Below are 20,619 nucleotides of genomic sequence, written 5' to 3'. Positions count from 1 at the left end.
AACACACTCAGGTATCCATTTCGGCCCGCCTGAAAATGAAGGAATGGTCTAAGGACAATCCCTCCGGGACGGTGTGGGAAACGAGGACTATTACCTTGGACCCTGCCCACTCGTTCAGTTCGCCTATGAGGGCCTCAATACCTTGGGCGTCCATGCCGTTGAAAGGCTCGTCGATGGCAACAACAGGGGTATCCGCGACTGTGCACATGAGAAGCCAGAGCTTGCGAAGGTTTCCCGTGGACAAGGACGCCGCGGGCTGTTCAGACCAGTCATGCAGCCCGTATTTTTCGACCCGGTCCCGGCTGGCCTTCGGGTCTGTCCGCCGGCTGCGGGCGGCGAAGGTCAAATGGTCCTGGACGGTCATGGAAGGGTACACCGCCGGCGTCGTTCGGCACACGCTGCGCAGGCGCCTTGCCTGGGGAGAAGCGGCGTCAACCCCGCACAGCCGAACGCTGCCTTGCCAGGGCTGCAGGAAGCCGCTGAGAAGTTCAAGCAGCGTTGATTTACCACTGCCGTTACTGCCCGCCACCCGGTACAGCCCGGGCGCGTTCATGGAGAGACTGAGCCCGTGCAGGATCGGGGCATCCTGCCGATAGCCGGCCATTACGCCGTCGAGCTCGATCGAAGCTTCAATAGGTGCGTGCGCAGGCATGCGGCGGCTCCCAGAGTTAAGAGGATGGAGTAGCCCAACAACAGCAGGGTGCCGTATTCGGGGCTGAGGACAAGGATGAGCGAGCACGGAGAAACCAGCAGCAGCGTGAAAAGTGCGTCCATTACGTCATTGGATTTCGTGCCGTCGGTGCTGACGGGTGGCCGGGAGAGCGTCTCTGCGATGATTCCTGAGGCCGTGACGACGATTCCCACAAAGACGGTGCCCGGAGCCGGAACGCCAAACATCAGGAATGCGCAGCAGAAGATGAAGACGCCAATAATTCCTCCGAGGAGGAGATACACCCGGATGACAGAGGCGACAACGCTTCCGGCCGAGCTGCCGTTCTCCCAGGCAAAGCGAAAATGATAGAGCTTCGCAGTGGGTCCGATCCGGTGGAGCATCGGTTCGGTGATCCCCAAGCTGAGCAGCACCGTCATGCCTACGAGGGATCGTTGCAGGTCCTGGCTGTTGAGGGATGTGGCCAGTGGCAGGACGCCGCCTGCTCCAAGAAGGAAACCTACGACAGCGATCCACGCCAAAATGATGCTGCCGACTACGGAACCTTGCTTGCTGCCCAAGAGGTCCAACAACAGGAATCTTGTGAGAGTGCCTGATTGGCTGCGGTGCTTACTCAGCTGGGCGGCCAGGAGTACCCTTCGGTAGCCGAGGGCGCGCCACTTCCGGATGCTGCCCAGTAGAACCAACCCGGCAGCGGCGCAGGCGAGCAGTGACATTAGCGGCAGGTAGTCCGGGACTATCCCGACGGAAATGGCGGATGGCCCGGGCCGGGAACCCAGGACCCCGGTGACAGTTCCAAGAACGAGGCCCAGCAACAGCATCAACCCGCACGCCGGCCAACGTACACTCATTCGCCGTGCCGGGGCCGAAGCGAAGTGAAGAACCGAGTACAAGCACGCTGCGGACGACAGGGTAAGGACGCTGACTGCAGCCGCAACAATATTTGAGTAGTTCGCCGTTGGCTCGAAGAAGACGGTGAGGAACAACGCTGCCGCGTAGTAGAGCACGGCCATCCGCCGGAACAGTGGTATCGCGCCATACCTGACAACTACTTGCCGGAAGGGAAGTTCCAAGGACCTGAACAGCTCAAGGTGCGGTGTGCCCGAGACCGCCAGTCTGCGGCTGGAGACGATTTCGCTAAACACCATCGCGGCTGTGGAGTAAAGGATCGCGAGGAGCCCCCAAACGAGTACACCGGCCGAGTCATCACGGAACGGGCCATCGCGGAGAACTGACATTGCCGACACAAATGCGAGGCTGCCGACCACTACCAAGGCTATCGAACCGAAGGCAACGAGGACCCTGAAACTGTCCAGTGTGAGCGACAGACGCAGGGCATTGACTATCTCGAACACGCGGAAGTCGCGCAACGTCCTGTAATCGGCGAACCACTCGGAGGCAGTCAGGCCAGACGTGCCCCCAGGGAGACTCCCGACGTCAGCAGCGTTAAGTTTCGCGCTCACCAGGGTCTAGAACTTGCTCTGCGGGTTCTTCTTCTGGACGGAGTCCATGAAGGCCAGAATGCTGACGACCGCCAAGCCGAGCCCGCAGGCGACGGCAATGACCGACGCCGTATCTTGAAACGGGACCGCCAGCTCCGGGCTGAGCGCCACCGCGTTGGTCAAACCCGCGACGGCGAACACTGCGGCTTTGAGAACGAGCCACCGCAAGGCGGGGGTGAAGATGGCAGCCAACGGCATAACAACGCCAAGGAATGCGAGGATGAGGACAATGGTGGCCTTCAGAGCCACGGGGTCGATGTTCTTGAGCCCGGTGGGAGGCGGCGCGGCCCACAACAGCGCCACAGAAATACTGGAGCAGGCGGCAACCACGAAACCTAGGATGCTGAGTAAGTGGCGGTAGTACTGGCTAATCATGAGGCTTTCAGTCCTGGAGAGTTGGGTTTGAAGGCGCTAGCCGAGGGCAAGGATCGTTGAGAGCCCGAGAGCCGAAATCACAACGAGGCACTTCCTCCCAGGCCGGAAGCCTTTCCAATGGCGGTAGAAGAGTGCCAGCGCGAGTATTGCCATAGACGGGAAATAGAACCAATATCCGGGGACGTCCCGCGGCTGGACGATGCCCAGCGCCAGGCTGAACAGGTTGACCGGAACGGTGGCGAGCACAGGGATCACAAAAAAGACGCCGACCTTGAAACTGCCACCGATGACCGCTTTGGCGGGGACCAGCCGTTTGTCGAGGAAACCGGCAAGTGAGAAGTAGAGGCACATGATCACGGCGTACACCAGGAAGAACAGGACGGTACCCACGGTCATCGAGAGGCTGAGCAGGCGATCGTCACCCAGCCCGGCCTTCACCTCCACTGGCACTTCTGCCGTGAGGTGTTGACGGACCAGGGGGAGCCGCAGGCCTATCAACACCATGATGACGACATACGCCCCGATCCACAGCACCCGCGACGTTGAACTTACCTGGCTCCCTGCGGACGGCTCCGATCCTGTTTTCGGGGCTTGGGGTACCGGGATGACGGTCTCGGATCGCGCAGCATTCTCCTCGTTGTTCATTGGATTCCCTTAGGTTTTCAGGTGGATCAAGACGCTCTCGATGGCCGCGCCGATGACTATCAGGGCGACGGCGATGAGCAAGGAGCCCAGGGAGCGTGCGATGGAGTCGACGAACGAGCCCACGCTCACGGGCTTGTTCTTCATCAGGCGGCCCGCCAGCCCTGCGGCTGGCTGGAGTCCGGCAGTCGTCGCCAACACCAGGCCGAAGAATTCGAACGGGACGTACCAAATCACGTCGGCGAAGAGGGTTGCCCCGCCAACGGAATTCAACCCAAGGGACAGGGTGGCCCCGACGTACAGGGCCAGGATCCCCGCTCCGATTATGGTGGTGAGCCCTAGCGTCACAACGCCCGAGTAAAGCACCAACGCAGCGCCGATATTCCGCGCCAGGATCTGGAAGAAATCCGTACCGTAAAGCGGACTGCTGCCCGGTCCCTTGGCGTCACGGACCCAAGACACATCGACCGCGACGTAACCGAAGACGGCTATGGCAGCCATGATCAAACCCGTGCTTGAGAGCAGCCCTTTCGGAATGCTCCCAAGCACGCGCGCCATTCCCGGAAGCATTGATTTAGGCGACAGCCTGTGCCCGGCCGACGCGGAAAAGGATTGCCCGGGCTGTCGCGATCAGTGCGCCCGTGATCCCGGCACCGAAGACAGCGCCGATTGCGACCAGCGCCCAGCCTCCGACCTCGATGGCCCTAACGATCTGGGATGCCGCCGCAGCTGAGATGCCGAGTGATCCCGCGATCCAAGAGACGGCGAGGCTGGCGCCAAAGATGCCAGCGACGGCGAGGGCCATTGCCGTCGCGGCCTGCAGCCCTGTCTTTTTCGTGATTGTTGATGCCACTTTCAACTCCTGTTTGTCGACGTAACCGACCAGCCGCGCAGCTGGTCCTGAAAGGTGTAGGCCGTGAATCAGCGCCCACGCCTCTCATCGTCCTGCTGAACGTGGTGGCTAGGTGGCGGATCGGTCGAAAGCCGTGTGGGAAGGGCTAAAAATGGGGCCGGAACTGCCGAATCTGGGTGTTGGGTCGACAGGACCGTGCAACGGTCCCTAAGTGCCGTCAGGGCACTGGCAACAGGATCGGCGGCGTAGTGACAGGCCCTCCGCACTGTTCGGTTCCGCCCACCCTCGTCCAGACAAGCTCTTGCTCCCGCTCTGCCAGCACTCTGCCGTCTGCGGCGTGGGCCCGCACAGTGACCTTTGCCGGATCGCCAGAGCTCACAGTGAAAACCCAGGTGTCCTGATCTTCCCGGCGGCTGTGGAACGGCGGATAGGTGACGGTTGGCTGCGGCTCGGGGGAGAACTCCGTGACCACGGTCTTCATGGGGACCGGCGTGCCCGCCGTAGGCCCCGGTTCCGAACATCGCGTCTCGTCGCACAGCTTTACATCGCTGACGGCCGCGATATTTCCTTCGATGTGCACCGTCAGGGTTCTGACATAGCCGATGGCGGGGCACGCAACCACGGTGCAGCCAGTGGCCGGCACAATCCCGACTGCCAGCGCAGCAAGCAAACCCAGGATCCCCCAATCCGATTTCATGCTGCGAGTCTACGCCCGAGCCGTTTCCGCGCGGCCCGGTCTGGCACAATGGCCTGAACCATGCCTAGTCCACGGTCACCAGCTCCGGAGTGCCGGCTCTCCGGAAACTCCTGTGCCGCAGAATGAAGAACATCGCAGCTGCAAGACCCAGGAATCCCGTCCCCAGCTGTAGCCAGCCGCCAAGCCCCTGGTTGACCACCGTGAATGTCAGGATCAACGGCGCCGCCATGACGCCGAGGGACGTACCGAAGGAGAATACTCCCTGGTAGGCGCCGAGCCTGCGCTGATCCGCCAAGGCGTAGCTGAGGGTCCAGCCGGCGGCGGAAAATACCACCTCCGCCACGGACAACGTGGCCACGCCCAGCAGCAGCGCAATGATGGCGAGTACGGTGTTGGACGACCCGGAGGCGCTGAACAGAACCGTGGCCAAGGCCAGTGCCCCTCCGGACAGCAGGCACTGCCGGACGGCGGCCTCGTAGCCGGACGCCATGGCGGCAAACCGCATCTGCAGCGACACCACCAGGACAGTGTTCAGGATGACGGCCGCAGAGATCATGAAGGTGGGCATAGACGTCCCGGTGGTGATCCACATTGGTAGGAGGAAATCCAGGACGAGGTAGAGGACAGACATCAACCCCGCCAATAATGCGAAAGTCAGGTACTTGCCGTCGCGGGCAACCATGCTCACGGGGAAGTGACTTTTTGCGGCAGGGGCGGGGCGATCGGCGCCGACCCGAAGGAGAAAGCCGCCGGCGAGGGCCTCGAGGGCGGCCATCACGGCAAAAGCTGCCACATACCAGGGAGCCGTGGAGGCAAGGAGAACGGGTACTGCCGCAGCCGCCCCCAGTGAAATGCCAATGTTGCCCACCGTGCGCATGAGAGCCCTTGTAAGGACCGAGTAATCACCTGGAACGGCAATCCCGGCGAGCGTGGCGTTGCTGGAACTCGATACACGATCAGCAAACGTTGCGATGCTGAGGAGAACAACAAAAACCGATGCATGCGGGAAAACAGCCAGCCCGGTGAGGGCCGCGGCTGCAAGAAACGAGGACACAGCGGCTACCGTCCGCGGATGCCACCGGTCCGACAGGAAGCCGCCCAGGAGGGACCCCATGAGCCCGAGGCCGCCGGCAATAGTGAAGGCCCATGCCGTTTCGCCGGCGCTCAGTTTCACCTGGGTGGTGGCGAACAGTACAGACACCGCCACCAGCAGCCCGCGCGCCAGCGCCTTGAAAAAGGCACTGTACGTCATGGACGCGAGCGTCCTGCGGTTGGCCGTGCCGAGCTGGGGATCGCTAAGCCACGCCATGCCGACAATTTCCAGGAACCTGGGTTTCATCGGTCCAGCCCCACGTAGGTCCGGTCGCCGGCTGCGGACTCCGGGAAGTGTTTCCGCTGCCACTGGCGCAGCTCCGCCACATCCTGCGTAACCGGCACCACTACCGACGCCTCGTGGAACCATTCCTGCAGGGCACGGATGCTGGCTTCCATCTCGGCGTCTGTGCGGGACACCACCAGCGCCTCGGCCGACCTGATGTGAGTTCCATGGCCTTCGCCCTGGGCAACCACCGATCCCGGCGGTGAAAAGACGCGGGCGAACTTAACGTCCGGTTGCGCCTCGATGTCCAGATAGCTCGGACTGGACAGGACCGTGCCCGGCACGTTCAGCAGCTGCGTGGTGCCAACAGCCGAAGGCGAGGAAACGGTGGCGCAATCAGGCCGTTCCCCCAAGCAGCACCTCAAGGCCGCTTCAACGATGTTGAAGGAGTACTTGGCCAGCAGCTGTTCGTAGGTGAAGGCACCGCCCCGGCGGATGCCGCATTCACCGAAAATGGCTGTGCCATCGCCTGGCCGGTAGAAGAACTCCATGTGGAATGCCCCGTTCAACGCCCCAAGGGCAGCGAGGGCATCGTGGACGAAGGGCTTCAACCGCTCCACATGGACCCGGTGCATGCCATGGTCCAGTTTCTGCATTGTCATCGCCCGGCCGCCGTCGAGGGAATCAAGGCATGGCTCGCCGTAACGGCTGAAGGACAGGAACTCGATTTTCCCGTCGAAGATGATTCCGTCCGCTATCCACTCTTCGCCGGTGACAAACTCCTCGACGACGTAGTTCAGGTCTTCGGCCCGGGTGCCGCGGATCCGGCCGACCGCTTCCGAGAACTCCCCGGCGCTGGCGACTTTCGCCGTATGCATGGTCCCTGCACTGGCTACTGGCTTGAGGACGTGTGGCCCGGACCAGTCCAGGGACGCCGGGTCAAAAGCCAGGATGTCGTGGACATGGACAGCCCTGGCGGTCCTCACCGTGCTCCCGCTGAGTGACATCTTCTGCACGGCCTTGTCGCGGAACTGGATCACCGATCCGTTCGACGTCATTCTGGGCGTACCGGCGAGCTCTGCCAGCCGATCAGCCGCGCCGATGGAGAACTCGTCGGTGGTGTACACGCCGCCGAACGATTCCAGGTCAAGCCCCGCAAGGCTGATGGCAGACAGGCATTGGTCGATCACCGACTGGTCCTCCACCAGCAGAGGCGAAACCTCTGCCCGGTGGGAGCGGAAGGAAGCTTTCCACGCCTTGCTGGAGCAGATGACCACAACGTCCAGGCCCATCCGGGCAGCGGCATCGATGGCCGGCCAGTCAAGCCCCACCATGAGGACACGCTGGGTTGGGCCGCTTCCAGAATTTGCCTCGCTCATACCGGCTCCTTCACCCGGGTCAGCGACAGGTACCAGTCGCGAATGCGCCCGGCAATCACTGGTGGGGAATACGTTGTTTGGTTGATCCGGGCCACCGGCAGGATCTCGTAGGCAGTTCCGCAGACAAACACCTCAGTGGCTGTGTCCAGCTCCGCGACCTGGATGTCGCGGATGTGCGTTTTCAGGCCCAACTCCGCCGCGCCGTCGAGAATCGTTTGCCGGGTGATCCCCGCCAGGAAGGAGTCACAGTCCGGCGTGTGCAGTTCGCCGTCGATGACCAGGAAGATGTTGGCCCCCGTGAGATCGGCTACAAATCCCCGGTGGCTGAGGAAGAGGGCGTCATCGAATCCTGCCTGGCTTGCTTCCGACGCGGCCAGCGTGCCGATCGTGTAGAGGTTTGCGCACTTTGCTTCGGTGGGCGCAGACTCAGGCGAGGGCCGCCGCCACCGCGAGACCTGGACGGAAATGCCGTTTTCAACCTGCCGGGTGGAGAACGGCGAAGGCCATTCCCAGGCGGCGACGGCGAGATGGACGCTTGACCGTTCGCCCCGCACGCCAACGGATTCCTCACCGCGCCAGACCACCGGGCGGACGTAGGCATCCCGAAGGCCGTTCCGGCTCACCACAGCAGCGACGGCGTCCTGCATTTCCGGAATGGTGTACGGAAGGTTGTAGCCCAGGATGTTCGCTGACGCAGCCAACCGGGCCAGGTGCTGCTCACATTTGAACGGCACGCCGTCGTAGACCCGGATTCCCTCGAAGGCCGAGCTTGCATAGTGCAGGCTGTGGCTCATCACGCTGATGGCGGCTTTGTCGGCCTGGACCAATCGTCCGTCAAACCATATGTTGTCCGCTTCAGCGATCACTGGAAAACCACCTTGATCCGGTCGTCGAGCTGCCGGTGGAAAACTTCAAGATCGTCAATGTCGTCATGGCGGGACAACACAAACCCCGGGTAGCCGCTGAATTCGGGATAGGGCTTGACCAAGTGTCCGCGCCGCATGGTGGAAACTACGAGGTCGACTCTGGGGTCGGTACCGATCTCGGACAGGCCTTCGACCTCTTGGAAGACCCCGGACCCCTGGCACTGCACGATGTAGTTGCCGGCGGCCGCCAAGGTCCGGATTTCTGGCACATTCATCACTTCTGGTTCGCGGCCCACTGCTGCCGCGAGGACTTCTCCGAAGTAGTCCACACCGGTCGATGCCTGCACGATGTAGTGCGAGACCCCGGACCCGCCCACCCGTCCGCCGATCTCGAGGATGTACGGCTGTCCACCCGGACCGAGCCTGAGCTCCGTATGCGTGGGTCCCCAGCCAATTCCGAGGTGCCTGTGGGCGGAAACTACTTCGTTGCGCACGAGCTCAAGGAGTTCTTCGTCCAGCCGGGCGGGCGCCTGATAGACGCTTTCTTCGAAGTAGGGCCCGGCGGGTTGTCCCTTGAACCCGATGGCGAGAATCTGCGTCTCGCCCGCGTAGCTCAGTGACTCTACGGCCAGCTCCACGCCGTCGAGGAATTCCTCCACAACCAGGCGTTGCGCGGTGATGCCGAGTTGTTCGCGGAGCGGCCGGGCTGCCTCCTGGCAACTGGCGATGGCCTCCGGCAGCAACTCATGCCGGTCAACCCTGATCACCCCTGCGCTGGAGTACCCGTCCACCGGTTTCACAACCGCCGGAAACCGCAGACTGGCACTTGCTTCGAGGAGTCCGTCCTCCGCAGTTCCGGCGGCGAAGCGCGGAACGTTCAACCCGCCGTCGTCGAGCGCTGACCGGAAGGTTCCTTTGTCGCGCAGAATGTCCGCGGTTGCCGGGGAGATGCCTGGCAGTCCGCAGGCTTCCGCCAGGCGGGCTGCGAGGGCCACGGAATCCTCGTGGCAGGCGAGTACTCCATCGATGGCGTGCTCGGCAATAACCGTGGCCAAGAAGCCGACAAGGCGGTCAAGGTCCTGCGTGTAGTCGGCCCAGACGACGTCAGTGACGCACGGCGGCAGTTGGTCGCGGCTGACCGATTTCTCCGTGTCGAGCGGCACCAGGACAACGTCAAAACCGGCAGCTGTTGCGCTGTTAAACAGCCACGCGAGGCTCGTACGCTGGTGCAGGGCCAAGACCTTTGGCCGTTTTGTCGACCCGGGGTTAGCTCCCTCAACGGTCATCGGGATCACAGGACGGGATTGGAGAAGTCGAGAGGTGCCTGCTCAGCGAGGTGGCTGCTCCTGGAGCGCAGGATGTCCTGATATGGCAGGAACCTGTACCTGCGGCCGTCCTCGCCGGGGGCCAGGTACTCATAGACAAAGGCTTTGGCCGCTGCTTTGTATTCGTCCGGCGTATCCGCACTGTTTTCAACGGCTTCGATCTCACTCACCAGCCGGGGGAGCAGTGCGAGCACAGCCTCACGGTCGATTGCCAGGCGGCCATCGGAGACCTGAAGGGCTCCGGCGGCATGGAACCAGGAATACAGGAAGACGCCCGTTGCCGCGTCAAAATTCGATTCCGCTTCCTTTTCCAGCGGGTACCGGAACAGCCGTTCGACAAGAATCATGGCGAGCAGTTCGTTCGCATAAGGCATTGATGTCGAGTGAGCCAAGAGGATTGCTTTGGCATCAACCTTGATCTCTTCAAGGACCCCGATGAACCAATTCATCTTCAGCAGTGTGTAATCGCCAATAGGCCATTTGCCGCTGAAGTGTGCCCTGTCGTGCAGGTACCCCCAGAGGCTGCGGGCTTCGTAGCACCCGTAGGGGTCCATGCCCCCGGAATCGAGGATGACGGATTCGGGCGTCATCACCTCGCGGGCAGCTGCCACCCCGATTTCCTCATGGATGGCTTGGAACTTGCTGAAGAAGAACACGGCATAGTTCTGCTCCTTGATCTTTTCTGCCGCGGCAATATTTTCCGGGAAGAAGACAAGGCAGTTGCCGCGGGTAAAACCTTCGCTCCCAGCGAGGAGAATGACCTCCTGCACCACATTGTTCGGGTGGGGATATTCCTCGGCTATCGACGTCACAAAGGTGGGCTCGTGGCGCTGCGCGTAGAAGTAGTCCAACCGGTGGCCGCAGGGCTGTTCGCTGTTGGTGGCGTAAACAGCCCCCAGGAAGAACATCTCAGCATTGTTCGGGACCACGGTGAAGGTGTCCCGGCTGCGGTCAAAGGCGGGTTTGGCGTCGAGGCCAGCGTCAATCCAGGCGTCGATGTCCTCGCGGAGGGCACGTGCCTGCTGGTCCCTTCCCATTTCGCGAAGGAATGTACTTGCCACGTCTGCGATCTCCCGAAGGAGCGTTACATCGCTGTCATCGGGCCGTTCGATGCGTCCGTCAAGTTCCTGCCGGCGCCGGAACCTGTCCACGAGGGGGGACAGCACGCGCCGCAGATAGTCGGCGCGGCCTTTGTTCGCGTCTTCGACAAAACTCCCGAGAGTCTTGGGGGTTGTTGTTGTCGGGTTCATTTTTTCTTCCTCAGTTCCAAGTCTTTTCCAGCAGTCTCTGATGCGGTGCGATGGCTAGGGCGCGGCATGCAGCGTAAAGGCCATGGGCACCGGCCCGAAGTCACGAATCACGGACATTCCATGTCGCCGGGCGGAGACATCGGTGGTTATGCACGCATCTGCCGATCCGCTCAGGCAGTCCAGTGCTGCCTGCGAGTTGCTGGTGCTTTCGATCCAGCGCACGCCTTCTGGCAGGAGGGAACTGGGCGCGCGGTGACTGGCGCAGGTCGATATGGCACTGCTGCCGACGGCGGCCAGAACCATGTTGTGCGTCGGCATAATGAAGCTGTCGACGATTTCCAGGGTCGAGAGGTTCCGGAACACAATGTCGTGAAACTTTGGATAGGCGGCGCACGCCATGATTGCTTCGTCTTTGCCATCGGTCTTTTCGATGGCGTCCTCAACGCTTGGATGCAGCACAACAGTTCCGGCGATCCCATTTCTGCGGAACCATTCATGTGCAGCGGCCTCGAGATTTGATCCCTCCGGACCGAGAGTTCGTACAGTTTTATAGTCCAGATTCCCCAATTTGGTCCCATTTCAATCAGCCGGAGCCCACGCGAAAAGTGCCACCAAATACTGTCACCTTTGGTGCCGAGATAATCGCGAGGTCCGGAAAGTCTTTGGCGGTGGATGGCGTTGCATCCATGCTTATCCAACGAGTGGACATATTGCATCGGGATCGACCCTACGGAAACAAGCCCGGGCTTGCAGTTTGTTACGGACCAGCCCACATCTGTATGACGCGCGGTTGCCAGCACTGGGCAGGGCCGGTCAGCGACCGGCCCTGCCCAGTGTCAGTGCCCCAGGGCTACTTGTCCGGGTTGGGATTACGGACGTCCTTTTCGCCGATATCGGCGGCCCCCAGGGCTGCAGCCGCGGGGCTATGGCTGGTGTCGTGCTCGCGCACACGAAGCTCCGGGTGATGCAGGTCAAGGGCCGGACGCTCGGAGCGGATCCTTGGCAGCGACGTGAAGTTGTGGCGTGGCGGCGGGCAGGACGTGGCCCACTCGAGCGAGGCGCCGAAGCCCCACGGATCGTCCACTTCGACCTTTTCGCTCGATCGCGCCGTGATGTAGACGTTCCAGAAGAACGGGATCATCGATGCGCCCAGGAGGTAGGACCCGAAGCTGGAAAACTGGTTCATCCACATGAAGTTGTCTTCGACCAGGTAGTCCGCGTACCGGCGGGGCATGCCCATGACGCCCAGCCAGTGCTGAATGAGGAACGTCCCGTGAAAGCCCAGGAACAGCATCCAGAAGTGGATCTTTCCGAGCCGCTCGTTGAGCATCTTGCCAGTCCACTTGGGCCACCAGAAGTAGAAGCCGGCGAACATCGCGAACACCACGGTGCCGAACACGACGTAGTGGAAGTGCGCCACCACGAAGTAGGAATCAGAGACGTGGAAGTCCAACGGCGGCGAGGCCAGGATGATGCCGGTCAGGCCACCGAAAAGGAAGGTGATCAGGAAGCCGAGACTCCACAGCATTGGCGTTTCGAAGGTCAGGGAACCGCGCCACATGGTGCCGATCCAGTTGAAGAACTTCACCCCGGTGGGCACTGCGATCAGCATGGTCATGAAGGCGAAGAACGGCAGGAGCACCGAACCGGTCACGTACATGTGGTGCGCCCATACGGTCATGGACAGGGCGGCGATGGCGATGGTGGCGTAGACCAGGCCCTTGTAGCCGAAGATCGGTTTCCGGCTGAAGACCGGGAAAATCTCGGAGACGATGCCGAAGAACGGCAGGGCGATGATGTACACCTCTGGGTGGCCGAAGAACCAGAAGAGGTGCTGCCACAGGACGGCGCCGCCGTTCTCCGGGTCGTAGATGTGGGCGCCGAATTTGCGGTCCGCACCCAGGGCGAACAGTGCAGCGGCGAGCGGTGGAAAGGCCATGATCACCAGGATGGCCGTGACCAGCGTGTTCCAGGTGAAGATCGGCATCCGCCACATGGTCAGGCCCGGGGCACGCATGCAGATGATGGTGGTGATGAAGTTGACGGCACCGAGGATGGTGCCGAAGCCCGACAGCGCAAGGCCAAAGACCCACAGGTCGCCTCCCACGCCCGGGGTGAACGTGGTGTTGTTCAACGGTGCGTAGGCGAACCAGCCGAACGCCGCCGCGCCCTGCGGGGTGATGAAGCCTGCGACGGCGATAGTGGAGCCGAAGAGGAAGAACCAGAAAGCCAGTGCGTTCAGCCGCGGGAACGCGACGTCAGGTGCACCAATCTGCAGGGGCATGATGACGTTGGCGAAGCCGGCGAACAGCGGGGTGGCGAACATCAGCAGCATCATGGTGCCGTGCATGGTGAACAGCTGGTTGTACTGCTCCTTGGTCTGCAGGATCTGCATGCCGGGCTCGAACAGCTCGGCCCGGATGAGCAGGGCCATCACCCCGGCCATCATGAAGAACACAAACGAGGCGATCAGATACATGTACCCGATGATCTTGTGGTCTGTGGACGTGATCCATCTGACCACCATGCTGCCTTTGCGCCGCGGTACTGCTGCGGGCACGGAAGCGGCTGTCCTTTGTGAATGTCCGGCGATGGCCATTTTCCACCTCACAGAATTCCTGTATGGCGCGACAGAGTCCCTAGTTTGAGTCCCTAATTGCAGGCTACTCAGGAACGCGGCCTCCGGGAAGAGGAGAGGCTAGTGCAGGCCCATCGCGTTCCGGACCTCGTCCAGGATGTGGTGCATGGCGGACTCAGCGGTGACGGCGTCCCCACCGGCCACCGCGGCAGCTACATCCTCATGCGCCTGCAACGCTTCGTTCCGCGGCTTGAACGGCATGAGCCCCTGCTTGGTTCGGCTGGTCAAGACCTCGGCCACCATGCCTTCCAGCGCCGTGAACATCTCGTTGCCGCAGCTATGGAGCAGCATCCGATGGAACTCGATGTCCACGGCCAGGAAGCCCTCAAGGTCGCCGGCCTCACCTAGCCGGCGAAGGTCGCCCGCCAACGAAAGCAGCTTGGCGCGCTCGGCGGCGCTCGCCCGGCGCGCGGCCCCGGCCGCGGCAATGGGTTCGACGGCGATGCGCAGCTCCGTGAGGCTGCTGTACTGCTCGGCACTGTTGTCTGAGGCGAGGCGCCAGCGCACCAGCTTGGGGTCGTAGACGTTCCACAGTGCGCGCTCCTGCACCACGATGCCCACCCGGCGGCGGGAATACACGAGGTTCATGGATTCGAGGACCTTCATCGTGTCGCGGGCCACGGTGCGGGAGATCCCGTACTCCTGCTGGAGCAAGTCCAGCGTGAGCCGGCTTCCGGGCGGAAGACTTCCGGACGCGATGGCTATGCCAACCGCCTCCAGAACGCGTTCATGCATCGCGGGGGAGGCCCCGCCGTCGTCCGCGGTTTCCGCGTCCTGTGGTGTCGCCGTCGACATCTGGCCTACCTTCCTCTGCGCCTGCGCGCCCTGCAATCGTACCGAGAAAGTCGTAAAGGTATGACTTGTGACACCAAAAGATAGTATCTGTGGGCCGAAATGGTGATACCTTATCTCCAGCGCACCTCACTGTGAGATGCGCAACGAGCTTTCTTCACTAAGCCAACGGCGTCTTCTTCGGAGGTAAAACATGCAGTATCCAGCCACGCACCTGGTGGTAATGGGCGTTGCCGGTTCCGGCAAGTCCACCATTGCGGCAGCTCTTTCCCGGCAGCTTGGCTGGGCCTGTGCCGAAGCGGACGAGTTCCACCCGCAGTCCAACATCGACAAGATGACCCAGGGCATTCCGCTGCAGGACGAGGACCGCTGGCCCTGGCTGCGGGAGATCCAGGACTGGATGACCACCCAGGCCACCGCCGGGAAAAGCACCGTGCTCACCTGCTCAGCGCTCAAACAGAGCTACCGACGGCTGCTCTCCGATGCGCAGGGCCGGGTCCTGTTCCTGCACTTGCACGGCGGGGCCGACCTGATCGGCCAGCGCATGCAGGGCCGCGAAGGCCACTTCATGCCGCCCACGCTCCTGCCCAGCCAACTGGCCACCCTGGAACCGCTGACCGACGGCGAACTCGCCGCCGGCAGCCTCCAGCTGGACATCTCCCTCTCCCCGGAGGAGATCGTCGCCGCCGTGATCGCAGCGCTCAAGCTGCCCGCACAGCCGGCGGCTAGCTGACCCTCAATTTTGATCGGTCCTTGAGCCCTTGGGCTCGCCGGACCCCCCGATTTCCCCCCATAAATTCTGTTTCAAAGGAGAACCATGGTCATCGAAGGATGGACCCAAACGCTGGGCGCAGGCCCCCTGCTGCTCATCGCCGCGGCAGCGATTGTTGTGCTGCTGTTCCTGATCATCAAGCTGCGGATGCACGCGCTCGTCGCCCTGATCGTGATCAGCCTCGCCACAGCATTTGCCACCGGAATCCCCGCCAACCAGGTGGTACCGGTATTGATCAACGGGTTCGGCACCACCCTGGGCACCGTGGCGCTCCTCGTCGGCCTCGGCGCAATGCTCGGCCGCATCGTTGAAACGTCCGGCGGAGCGAAAGTCCTTGCCGAGTACCTGATTGGTGTCTTCGGCGAGAAGCGGGCCCCGTTCGCCCTGGGCCTCGCATCGCTGATCTTCGGTTTCCCCATCTTCTTCGACGCCGGCCTGGTAGTCATGCTGCCCGTCGTCTTCGCCGTCGCCCACCGCCTGGGCGGGGGAGTGCTGCGCTACGGCCTCCCGGCTGCCGGTGCGTTCTCCGTGATGCACATCTTCCTGCCGCCGCACCCGGGCCCGGTTTCCGCCGCAGCCTTCTTCGATGCCAACATCGGCCTGGTCATGATCGCCGGCCTTATCACCGCCATCCCCACCTGGTACGTCACCGCCTACCTGTTCGGCCTCTGGACCGGCAAGAAGCTGGTCCTGCCCGTTCCGGAAATCCTCGGCCACGCCACCGCTGAAGCCGAGTCCCACCCACCGCGTTTCCGCACCATCGTTGGCCTGCTGCTGCTGCCGCTCGTCCTGATCTTCCTCAACACCGGGCTGAACACCCTGGCCTCCTCGGGCGCGCTGTCCGAAGGCGTCAAGAACGAGCAGTGGTTCCAGATCCTGCGCACCATCGGCGAAACCCCGGTGGCCCTGCTGATCGCCGTGCTCGTGGCTGTGTTTGTCCTGGGCGCCCGCCGTGGCAAGGATGCCGGCGCCATCGAGAAGTTGCTCGAATCCTCACTCGGCCCGGTCTGCTCGGTCATCCTGATCACCGGCGCAGGCGGCATGTTCGGCGGCGTCCTGCGCACATCGGGCATCGGCGCGGCCCTGGCGGACGTGCTGGGCAACCTGGGCATCCCGCTGATCCTGGCCGGCTTCCTGATCTCCGCCATCCTGCGCATCGCCCAGGGCTCGGCCACCGTGGCACTGACCACCACCGCAGGCCTGATCGCCCCGGCTGTGGCACTGGCCGGCCTGACCGGTATGCAGGTTGCCGCGCTGGTCATCGCCGTGGCCGCTGGCTCCGTGGTTGTCTCCCACGTCAACGACTCCGGCTTCTGGCTGGTGGGTCGCTTCTTCGGCATGGACGTCAAGACCACGCTGAAGACCTGGACCGTGATGGAAACGCTGATCGGTGTGATGGGCTTCGCCATCGCGGCGGCCCTGTTCTTCCTCGCCGGGGTGGCTGGCTAACTTCCCCCGCTCCAGCCCAACTAAGTAGCAGCAGATGTCGTTTTGAGCCCTCAAAACGACATCTGCTGCTACTTAGTTGGGGGGCGCTTGGGGGACAGGGGGGAACACCGGCCGGCCCGCCGTCGTTGTGCCCAGAGGCAGCGTGTTCCACCCGAGCGCTGAATCCCGATCAAAGGACACCCCTTGACCCAACGCACCATCGTGATCACCGGCGCCAGCGACGGCATCGGCGCAGCAGCCGCGCGGACGCTCGCGGAGGCAGGGGACCGGGTTGTCGTCGTCGGCCGTTCCGAGGAAAAGACGCAGGCCCTCGCGAAGGAACTGAACGCGGACTACTTCGTCACCGACTTCGCCGAACTCGCCCAGGTCCGCACCCTCGCCGCGCAGCTCAGGGACGATTACGACCGGATCGACGTCCTGGCCAACAATGCCGGCGGCATCCGGAGCGGGCACCAGCTTACGGTGGACGGCAACGAATCCACCTTCCAGATCAATCACCTGGCACCGTTCCTGCTCACCACCGAGCTCATGGACGTCCTCACCGCCAGCAACGCCAAGGTCATCAACACCGCCAGCGGCGCCAACAACTTCGGCAAACTGGACCTCTTCGACCTCAACGCCGAGCACAGCTACTCCACGCACCGTGCCTACGGCACCGCCAAGCTCGCCAACATCCTCTTCACTTCAGAACTGCACCGCCGGTTCGGCGAGCAGGGAATCACGACGGCGGCATTCCACCCGGGCGTGGTCCGCACCAACTTCGCAGCGGATTCGTCCAGCCCGTGGCGGCACGCCTACAAGACCCTGCTCAACCGCTTTATGCTCAGTCCGGACCAGGGTGCCGACACCATGCTGTGGCTCATCAACGGGACCGCCGGCACTGACTGGGTCTCCGGCGCCTACTATGCCAAGCGCGCACTGGCCAAGGCCAACCCGCAGGCTTACGACGCCGGGCTGGCGCAGGGGCTGTGGGAGGCCAGCGAAGCGTTGGTGGCGCCCTAGATCTCCACTGGGTCGGGTCACCCGAGGTAACAAGTGTGCAATATGAACAAGTTCGCATGATTTTAACGATCGTAATTCGGCGATTGTGCTAATTTCTCTCTGTTGACGTGCATATCTTCGTTACCCGGGACGGGACTGGAGTGCGCGCATCTGCCGCACACCTGCTGACCACCCCTCCTGGAGACGATCGTGGAATCCCCCTCACCCCTCACGCTGGACGCTACGACGCCGACCGGGCTGGCACCTGTTCAACCCGGACTCCGCAGATCCATGGGCTCCCGGCACCTGGTGATGATCGCGATGGGCGGCGTTATCGGCTCCGGCCTGTTCCTCAGCTCGGGGTACACCATCTCCCAGGCCGGTCCGCTGGGCGCGGTGCTCGCCTACCTGGTGGGCGCGTTTGTGGTGTACCTCGTGATGGCCTGCCTGGGCGAGCTGGCCATCGCGTATCCGGTCTCCGGGGCATTCCACATCTACGCCGCGCGCTCCATCGGCCCAGCCACCGGCTTCGCCACGGCGTGGCTGTACTGGCTCTGCTGGGCCGTGGCCATCGGCTCCGAGTTCACTGCGTCCGGGCTCCTCATGCAACGCTGGTTCCCGGACGTTGACGTGTGGGTCTGGTGCCTGGTGTTCGCCGCCGTGCTGTTCGGCTTCAACGCTGTGTCCGCCAAGTTCTTCGGCGAGTCCGAGTTCTGGTTCGCCATCGTCAAGGTAGGCGCCATCATTGGCCTCATCGTCCTAGGCGGCGCCGCGCTGTTCGGCTTCCGCCCACTCAGCGACGGCGGCAGCCACCCCAGTCTGTTCGAGAACTTCGCCACTGAGGGCGGACTGTTCCCCAACGGCTTCACCGGCGTACTGGTCACCGTGCTCGCCGTGTTCTACGCCTTCTCCGGCTCCGAGCTCATCGGCGTGGCGGCCGGCGAAACCAAGGACCCCGCCACAAGCATCCCCAAAGCCATGCGCACCACCGTGATACGCCTGCTGATCTTCTTCGTCGGGGCCATAGCTGTCATCGCCGCCACCATCCCGTACACCGAAGTGGGGCTGGACGAGAGCCCGTTCGTTACGGTCTTCTCCGCCGTCGGGATCCCTTTCGCCGCCGACATCATGAACTTTGTGATCATCACCGCGCTCCTGTCCGCCGGTAACAGCGGCCTCTTCTCCTGTGCCAGGATGCTCTACTCCCTGGCGGACGAGGGGCACGCACCCCGGGCCCTGAAGAAGCTCACCCGCCGCGGCATCCCGCTGATCGCACTCTCGGTGAGCATGGTGGGCGGCATCGCCTCGCTGGTCAGCAGCGTGGTGGCCCCGGAAACGGTGTACCTGGTGTTGGTCTCCGTAGCCGGCTTCGCTGTGGTGGGCGTATGGATGTCCATTACCGCCTCGCACTTCTTCCACCGGCGCGCTTTTGTGCGGAACGGCGGAGACGTTGCGGCCCTCGCCTATAAGGCCCCGTGGTTCCCCGTGGTGCCCATCCTGGCGTTCACGCTGTGCGTCATCTCGCTGGTGGGCATCGCGCTGGATCCCAACCAGGTGGCCGCACTCTATTTCGGCGTCCCGTTTGTCGTTGCCTGCTACGGCTACTTCTACTTCCGGCACGGCCGCCAAACGCCGGTCAGGCCCTCACTGGGGAGCTGAATCCACGATTCGGTAGTCGATGGCGGTGTGTCCGGTCACCTCATTGGACCCGAAGCCAAAGGCAGCGTAGGTCATGATGGTCCGTTCGCCGATGACCAGCCCGTTCGCGGGGTCGATGATCATTTCTGCCCGTTGTCCGGCGCGAAGGGGTTCCGTCCGCCCGATCGCCACGCCAACCTTGCCATCGAAGTTGGCCTGCTCGCTGGCGGTGACTCCGGGGATCAGGTTGTTCGTCGTCACCAGGAGCCAGGGCAGTATTGAGTCATTCACCATGCGGATGCTGGCACGCCGTCGCCATGCTTCGTAGAAGACCACGGCAGTGACGTCCTCAGCCACATGCGGCTGGCCCAGCACTTTTGTCGCGTGACGCCAGACCCGGTCATGGTGGCGGTCAAAAAGTATCCCGAAGGCGTCGCCATCACCGTTGACCGCCTGGCACCACAAAACCTCGTCCGAGACATCCGATGGATCGCCCATACCTCATAGTGTCCGGTCGCCGGCGCCGGTTCCATGATGAGGGGGACTATTTTGAACCGGGTCATGCAGGAAGCCCCGGATATCAGGGCCCGGAAGTGAACGTACGACGTCGGCAGTTCCGTAACCAGCGCACGTCGCCTCCGCGACCGCCGGGGATTGCCGTGGAACAATAGTGCGGGCACCGGCAGTAAGGGGTAACAGGCGTGGATTCGTCCGCAGAGGCGTCATCGTTGGCGCAGGGGCTCCGCATTCTCCGGCTGGTGGTGGACCGGGAAAAACGCGGTCGGCAGCAGCCCGGCGTATCCCAGCTGGCGGCGGAACTGGACATGGACCAGGGCCGCGTGTCACGGCTCGCACAGGAGCTGTGCGATCTGGGCCTGCTGGAGCGGGCGGACCGGGGACCGTTCCTGACCGGGCCGCGGTTCTTCAGCCTGGCCGCTTCGCTCAACACCGGCTGGGTACGTGCAGCGAAGCCAGAACTGGAGTCGCTGGTTTCCGCCTTGGGGTTGCGGGCACGGCTCTCTATTCGGGACGGCTTCCGGGCGATCCTGTTGCGCACTTCCAGCAACGACGCCGGACTGGGCAGCTTCGTAGCGCCGGGGATGGTGACGCCGGTGTGGTGTTCTGGTGCCGGCCGGGCCTTGCTCTGGGACCACGACCGGTCCGCCCTGGACCAGTTGCTGCACGAGGTGAACTTCATCGGGGTGGGTGGCCCCGGCGCCGCACATTCCATTGATGAAGTGTGGGACCTGATGGCCCGCGACGTGCCCAGGGGCTACGTCACTTCCGACGAGGAATTTGAGCACGACATTGTGGAAGTCGCCGTCCCTGTGCGGAAGACCGACGGCGCCATCCTCGCCTCGCTCAGCGTGCTGGGAAGCCGTGCCCAAATGGGAACGGATGCCGCGGGAGTTGCCACCGTTCTGCGTGGGGCAGCGGAGCGGCTGGGTTCCCTTGCCGCCAGCTAGTCCTGC

The 20,619-nt window shown here is 63.0% G+C and carries 21 protein-coding genes; 5 read left to right on the top strand and 16 right to left on the bottom strand.

Translation table 11 applies throughout. The features are described from left to right. Window positions 1-7: 7 nt before the first annotated feature. From V9L17_RS01220 to V9L17_RS01150, 15 genes are all read right to left on the bottom strand, one after another. Entirely contained in the window at window positions 8-652 is a 645-nt protein-coding gene (locus V9L17_RS01220; RefSeq protein WP_337350120.1) for an ABC transporter ATP-binding protein, read from the bottom strand. Then, the gene (locus V9L17_RS01215; RefSeq protein ID WP_337350119.1) at window positions 604-2,133 is read right to left on the bottom strand and encodes a hypothetical protein; all 1,530 of its coding nucleotides are present in this window, start codon (window positions 2,131-2,133) and stop codon (window positions 604-606) included. The genes V9L17_RS01220 and V9L17_RS01215 overlap by 49 nt, the downstream gene beginning before the upstream one ends. Window positions 2,134-2,139: 6 nt before the next feature. Then, window positions 2,140-2,547, bottom strand: coding sequence for a hypothetical protein (locus V9L17_RS01210; protein WP_337350118.1), 408 nt, complete (start codon window positions 2,545-2,547; stop codon window positions 2,140-2,142). Window positions 2,548-2,583: 36 nt separating this feature from the next. Further along, the gene (locus tag V9L17_RS01205; RefSeq protein ID WP_337350117.1) at window positions 2,584-3,192 is read right to left on the bottom strand and encodes a hypothetical protein; all 609 of its coding nucleotides are present in this window, start codon (window positions 3,190-3,192) and stop codon (window positions 2,584-2,586) included. A gap of 9 nt (window positions 3,193-3,201) precedes the next feature. After that, the gene (locus V9L17_RS01200) at window positions 3,202-3,690 is read right to left on the bottom strand and encodes a hypothetical protein (protein ID WP_337350116.1); all 489 of its coding nucleotides are present in this window, start codon (window positions 3,688-3,690) and stop codon (window positions 3,202-3,204) included. A 73-nt stretch (window positions 3,691-3,763) separates the two neighbouring features. Then, window positions 3,764-4,042, bottom strand: a complete 279-nt coding sequence (locus V9L17_RS01195) for an uberolysin/carnocyclin family circular bacteriocin (protein WP_337348349.1) — start codon at window positions 4,040-4,042, stop codon at window positions 3,764-3,766. Between the two features lie 217 nt (window positions 4,043-4,259). Continuing rightward, window positions 4,260-4,739 (bottom strand): hypothetical protein, encoded by a 480-nt coding sequence (locus tag V9L17_RS01190; protein ID WP_337350115.1) that lies wholly within the window; start codon window positions 4,737-4,739, stop codon window positions 4,260-4,262. A 64-nt stretch (window positions 4,740-4,803) separates the two neighbouring features. Further along, window positions 4,804-6,048 (bottom strand): MFS transporter, encoded by a 1,245-nt coding sequence (locus V9L17_RS01185; protein WP_337350114.1) that lies wholly within the window; start codon window positions 6,046-6,048, stop codon window positions 4,804-4,806. A gap of 26 nt (window positions 6,049-6,074) precedes the next feature. Then, complete coding sequence (locus tag V9L17_RS01180) at window positions 6,075-7,436, bottom strand: ATP-grasp domain-containing protein (protein ID WP_337350113.1); 1,362 nt, start codon at window positions 7,434-7,436, stop codon at window positions 6,075-6,077. Next, on the bottom strand, window positions 7,433-8,302 hold the full coding sequence (locus V9L17_RS01175) for a branched-chain amino acid transaminase (protein WP_337350112.1): 870 nt from the start codon (window positions 8,300-8,302) through the stop codon (window positions 7,433-7,435). Before V9L17_RS01175 ends, V9L17_RS01180 begins: the two co-directional genes overlap by 4 nt. Then, on the bottom strand, window positions 8,299-9,588 hold the full coding sequence (locus V9L17_RS01170) for an ATP-grasp domain-containing protein (protein WP_337350111.1): 1,290 nt from the start codon (window positions 9,586-9,588) through the stop codon (window positions 8,299-8,301). The genes V9L17_RS01175 and V9L17_RS01170 overlap by 4 nt, the downstream gene beginning before the upstream one ends. 5 nt (window positions 9,589-9,593) lie before the next feature. After that, window positions 9,594-10,877 (bottom strand): DUF6421 family protein, encoded by a 1,284-nt coding sequence (locus V9L17_RS01165; protein WP_337350110.1) that lies wholly within the window; start codon window positions 10,875-10,877, stop codon window positions 9,594-9,596. Window positions 10,878-10,931: 54 nt separating this feature from the next. Beyond that, window positions 10,932-11,444 carry a hypothetical protein gene (locus V9L17_RS01160; RefSeq protein WP_337350109.1) on the bottom strand — a complete coding sequence of 171 codons (513 nt, stop codon included), beginning with the start codon at window positions 11,442-11,444 and terminating at the stop codon, window positions 10,932-10,934. Window positions 11,445-11,727: 283 nt separating this feature from the next. Continuing rightward, the gene (ctaD, locus tag V9L17_RS01155; RefSeq protein WP_337350421.1) at window positions 11,728-13,476 is read right to left on the bottom strand and encodes an aa3-type cytochrome oxidase subunit I; all 1,749 of its coding nucleotides are present in this window, start codon (window positions 13,474-13,476) and stop codon (window positions 11,728-11,730) included. A 99-nt stretch (window positions 13,477-13,575) separates the two neighbouring features. Beyond that, entirely contained in the window at window positions 13,576-14,310 is a 735-nt protein-coding gene (locus V9L17_RS01150) for a FadR/GntR family transcriptional regulator (protein ID WP_337350108.1), read from the bottom strand. 190 nt (window positions 14,311-14,500) lie between these two features. Here V9L17_RS01150 and V9L17_RS01145 point away from each other — a divergent pair, with 190 nt between their 5' ends. The 4 genes from V9L17_RS01145 (at window position 14,501) to V9L17_RS01130 (ending at window position 19,168) form a co-directional block, all read left to right on the top strand. Then, entirely contained in the window at window positions 14,501-15,040 is a 540-nt protein-coding gene (locus tag V9L17_RS01145; protein ID WP_337350107.1) for a gluconokinase, read from the top strand. A gap of 84 nt (window positions 15,041-15,124) precedes the next feature. Beyond that, on the top strand, window positions 15,125-16,528 hold the full coding sequence (locus V9L17_RS01140) for a GntP family permease (protein WP_337346740.1): 1,404 nt from the start codon (window positions 15,125-15,127) through the stop codon (window positions 16,526-16,528). Between the two features lie 183 nt (window positions 16,529-16,711). Next, a complete protein-coding gene (locus tag V9L17_RS01135; RefSeq protein WP_337346739.1) occupies window positions 16,712-17,530 on the top strand; it encodes an SDR family NAD(P)-dependent oxidoreductase in 819 nt (272 codons plus the stop codon). Window positions 17,531-17,719: 189 nt separating this feature from the next. After that, entirely contained in the window at window positions 17,720-19,168 is a 1,449-nt protein-coding gene (locus V9L17_RS01130) for an amino acid permease (RefSeq protein ID WP_443197996.1), read from the top strand. On the opposite strand, the gene V9L17_RS01125 is transcribed toward V9L17_RS01130, so the two are convergent. Further along, window positions 19,154-19,645 carry an RNA polymerase sigma factor gene (locus V9L17_RS01125; protein ID WP_337350106.1) on the bottom strand — a complete coding sequence of 164 codons (492 nt, stop codon included), beginning with the start codon at window positions 19,643-19,645 and terminating at the stop codon, window positions 19,154-19,156. The two genes, V9L17_RS01130 and V9L17_RS01125, sit on opposite strands and share 15 nt — an antisense overlap. Window positions 19,646-19,848: 203 nt before the next feature. Between V9L17_RS01125 and V9L17_RS01120 the strand changes: the two genes are divergently transcribed. Continuing rightward, window positions 19,849-20,613, top strand: a complete 765-nt coding sequence (locus V9L17_RS01120; RefSeq protein ID WP_337350105.1) for an IclR family transcriptional regulator — start codon at window positions 19,849-19,851, stop codon at window positions 20,611-20,613. Window positions 20,614-20,619: the final 6 nt, after the last annotated feature.

Source organism: Pseudarthrobacter sp. CCNWLW207 (genome assembly GCF_037203945.1).
In the GTDB taxonomy this organism is placed as follows: Bacteria; Actinomycetota; Actinomycetes; order Actinomycetales; family Micrococcaceae; genus Arthrobacter.
This window is presented reverse-complemented; position numbering and strand designations above follow the sequence as displayed.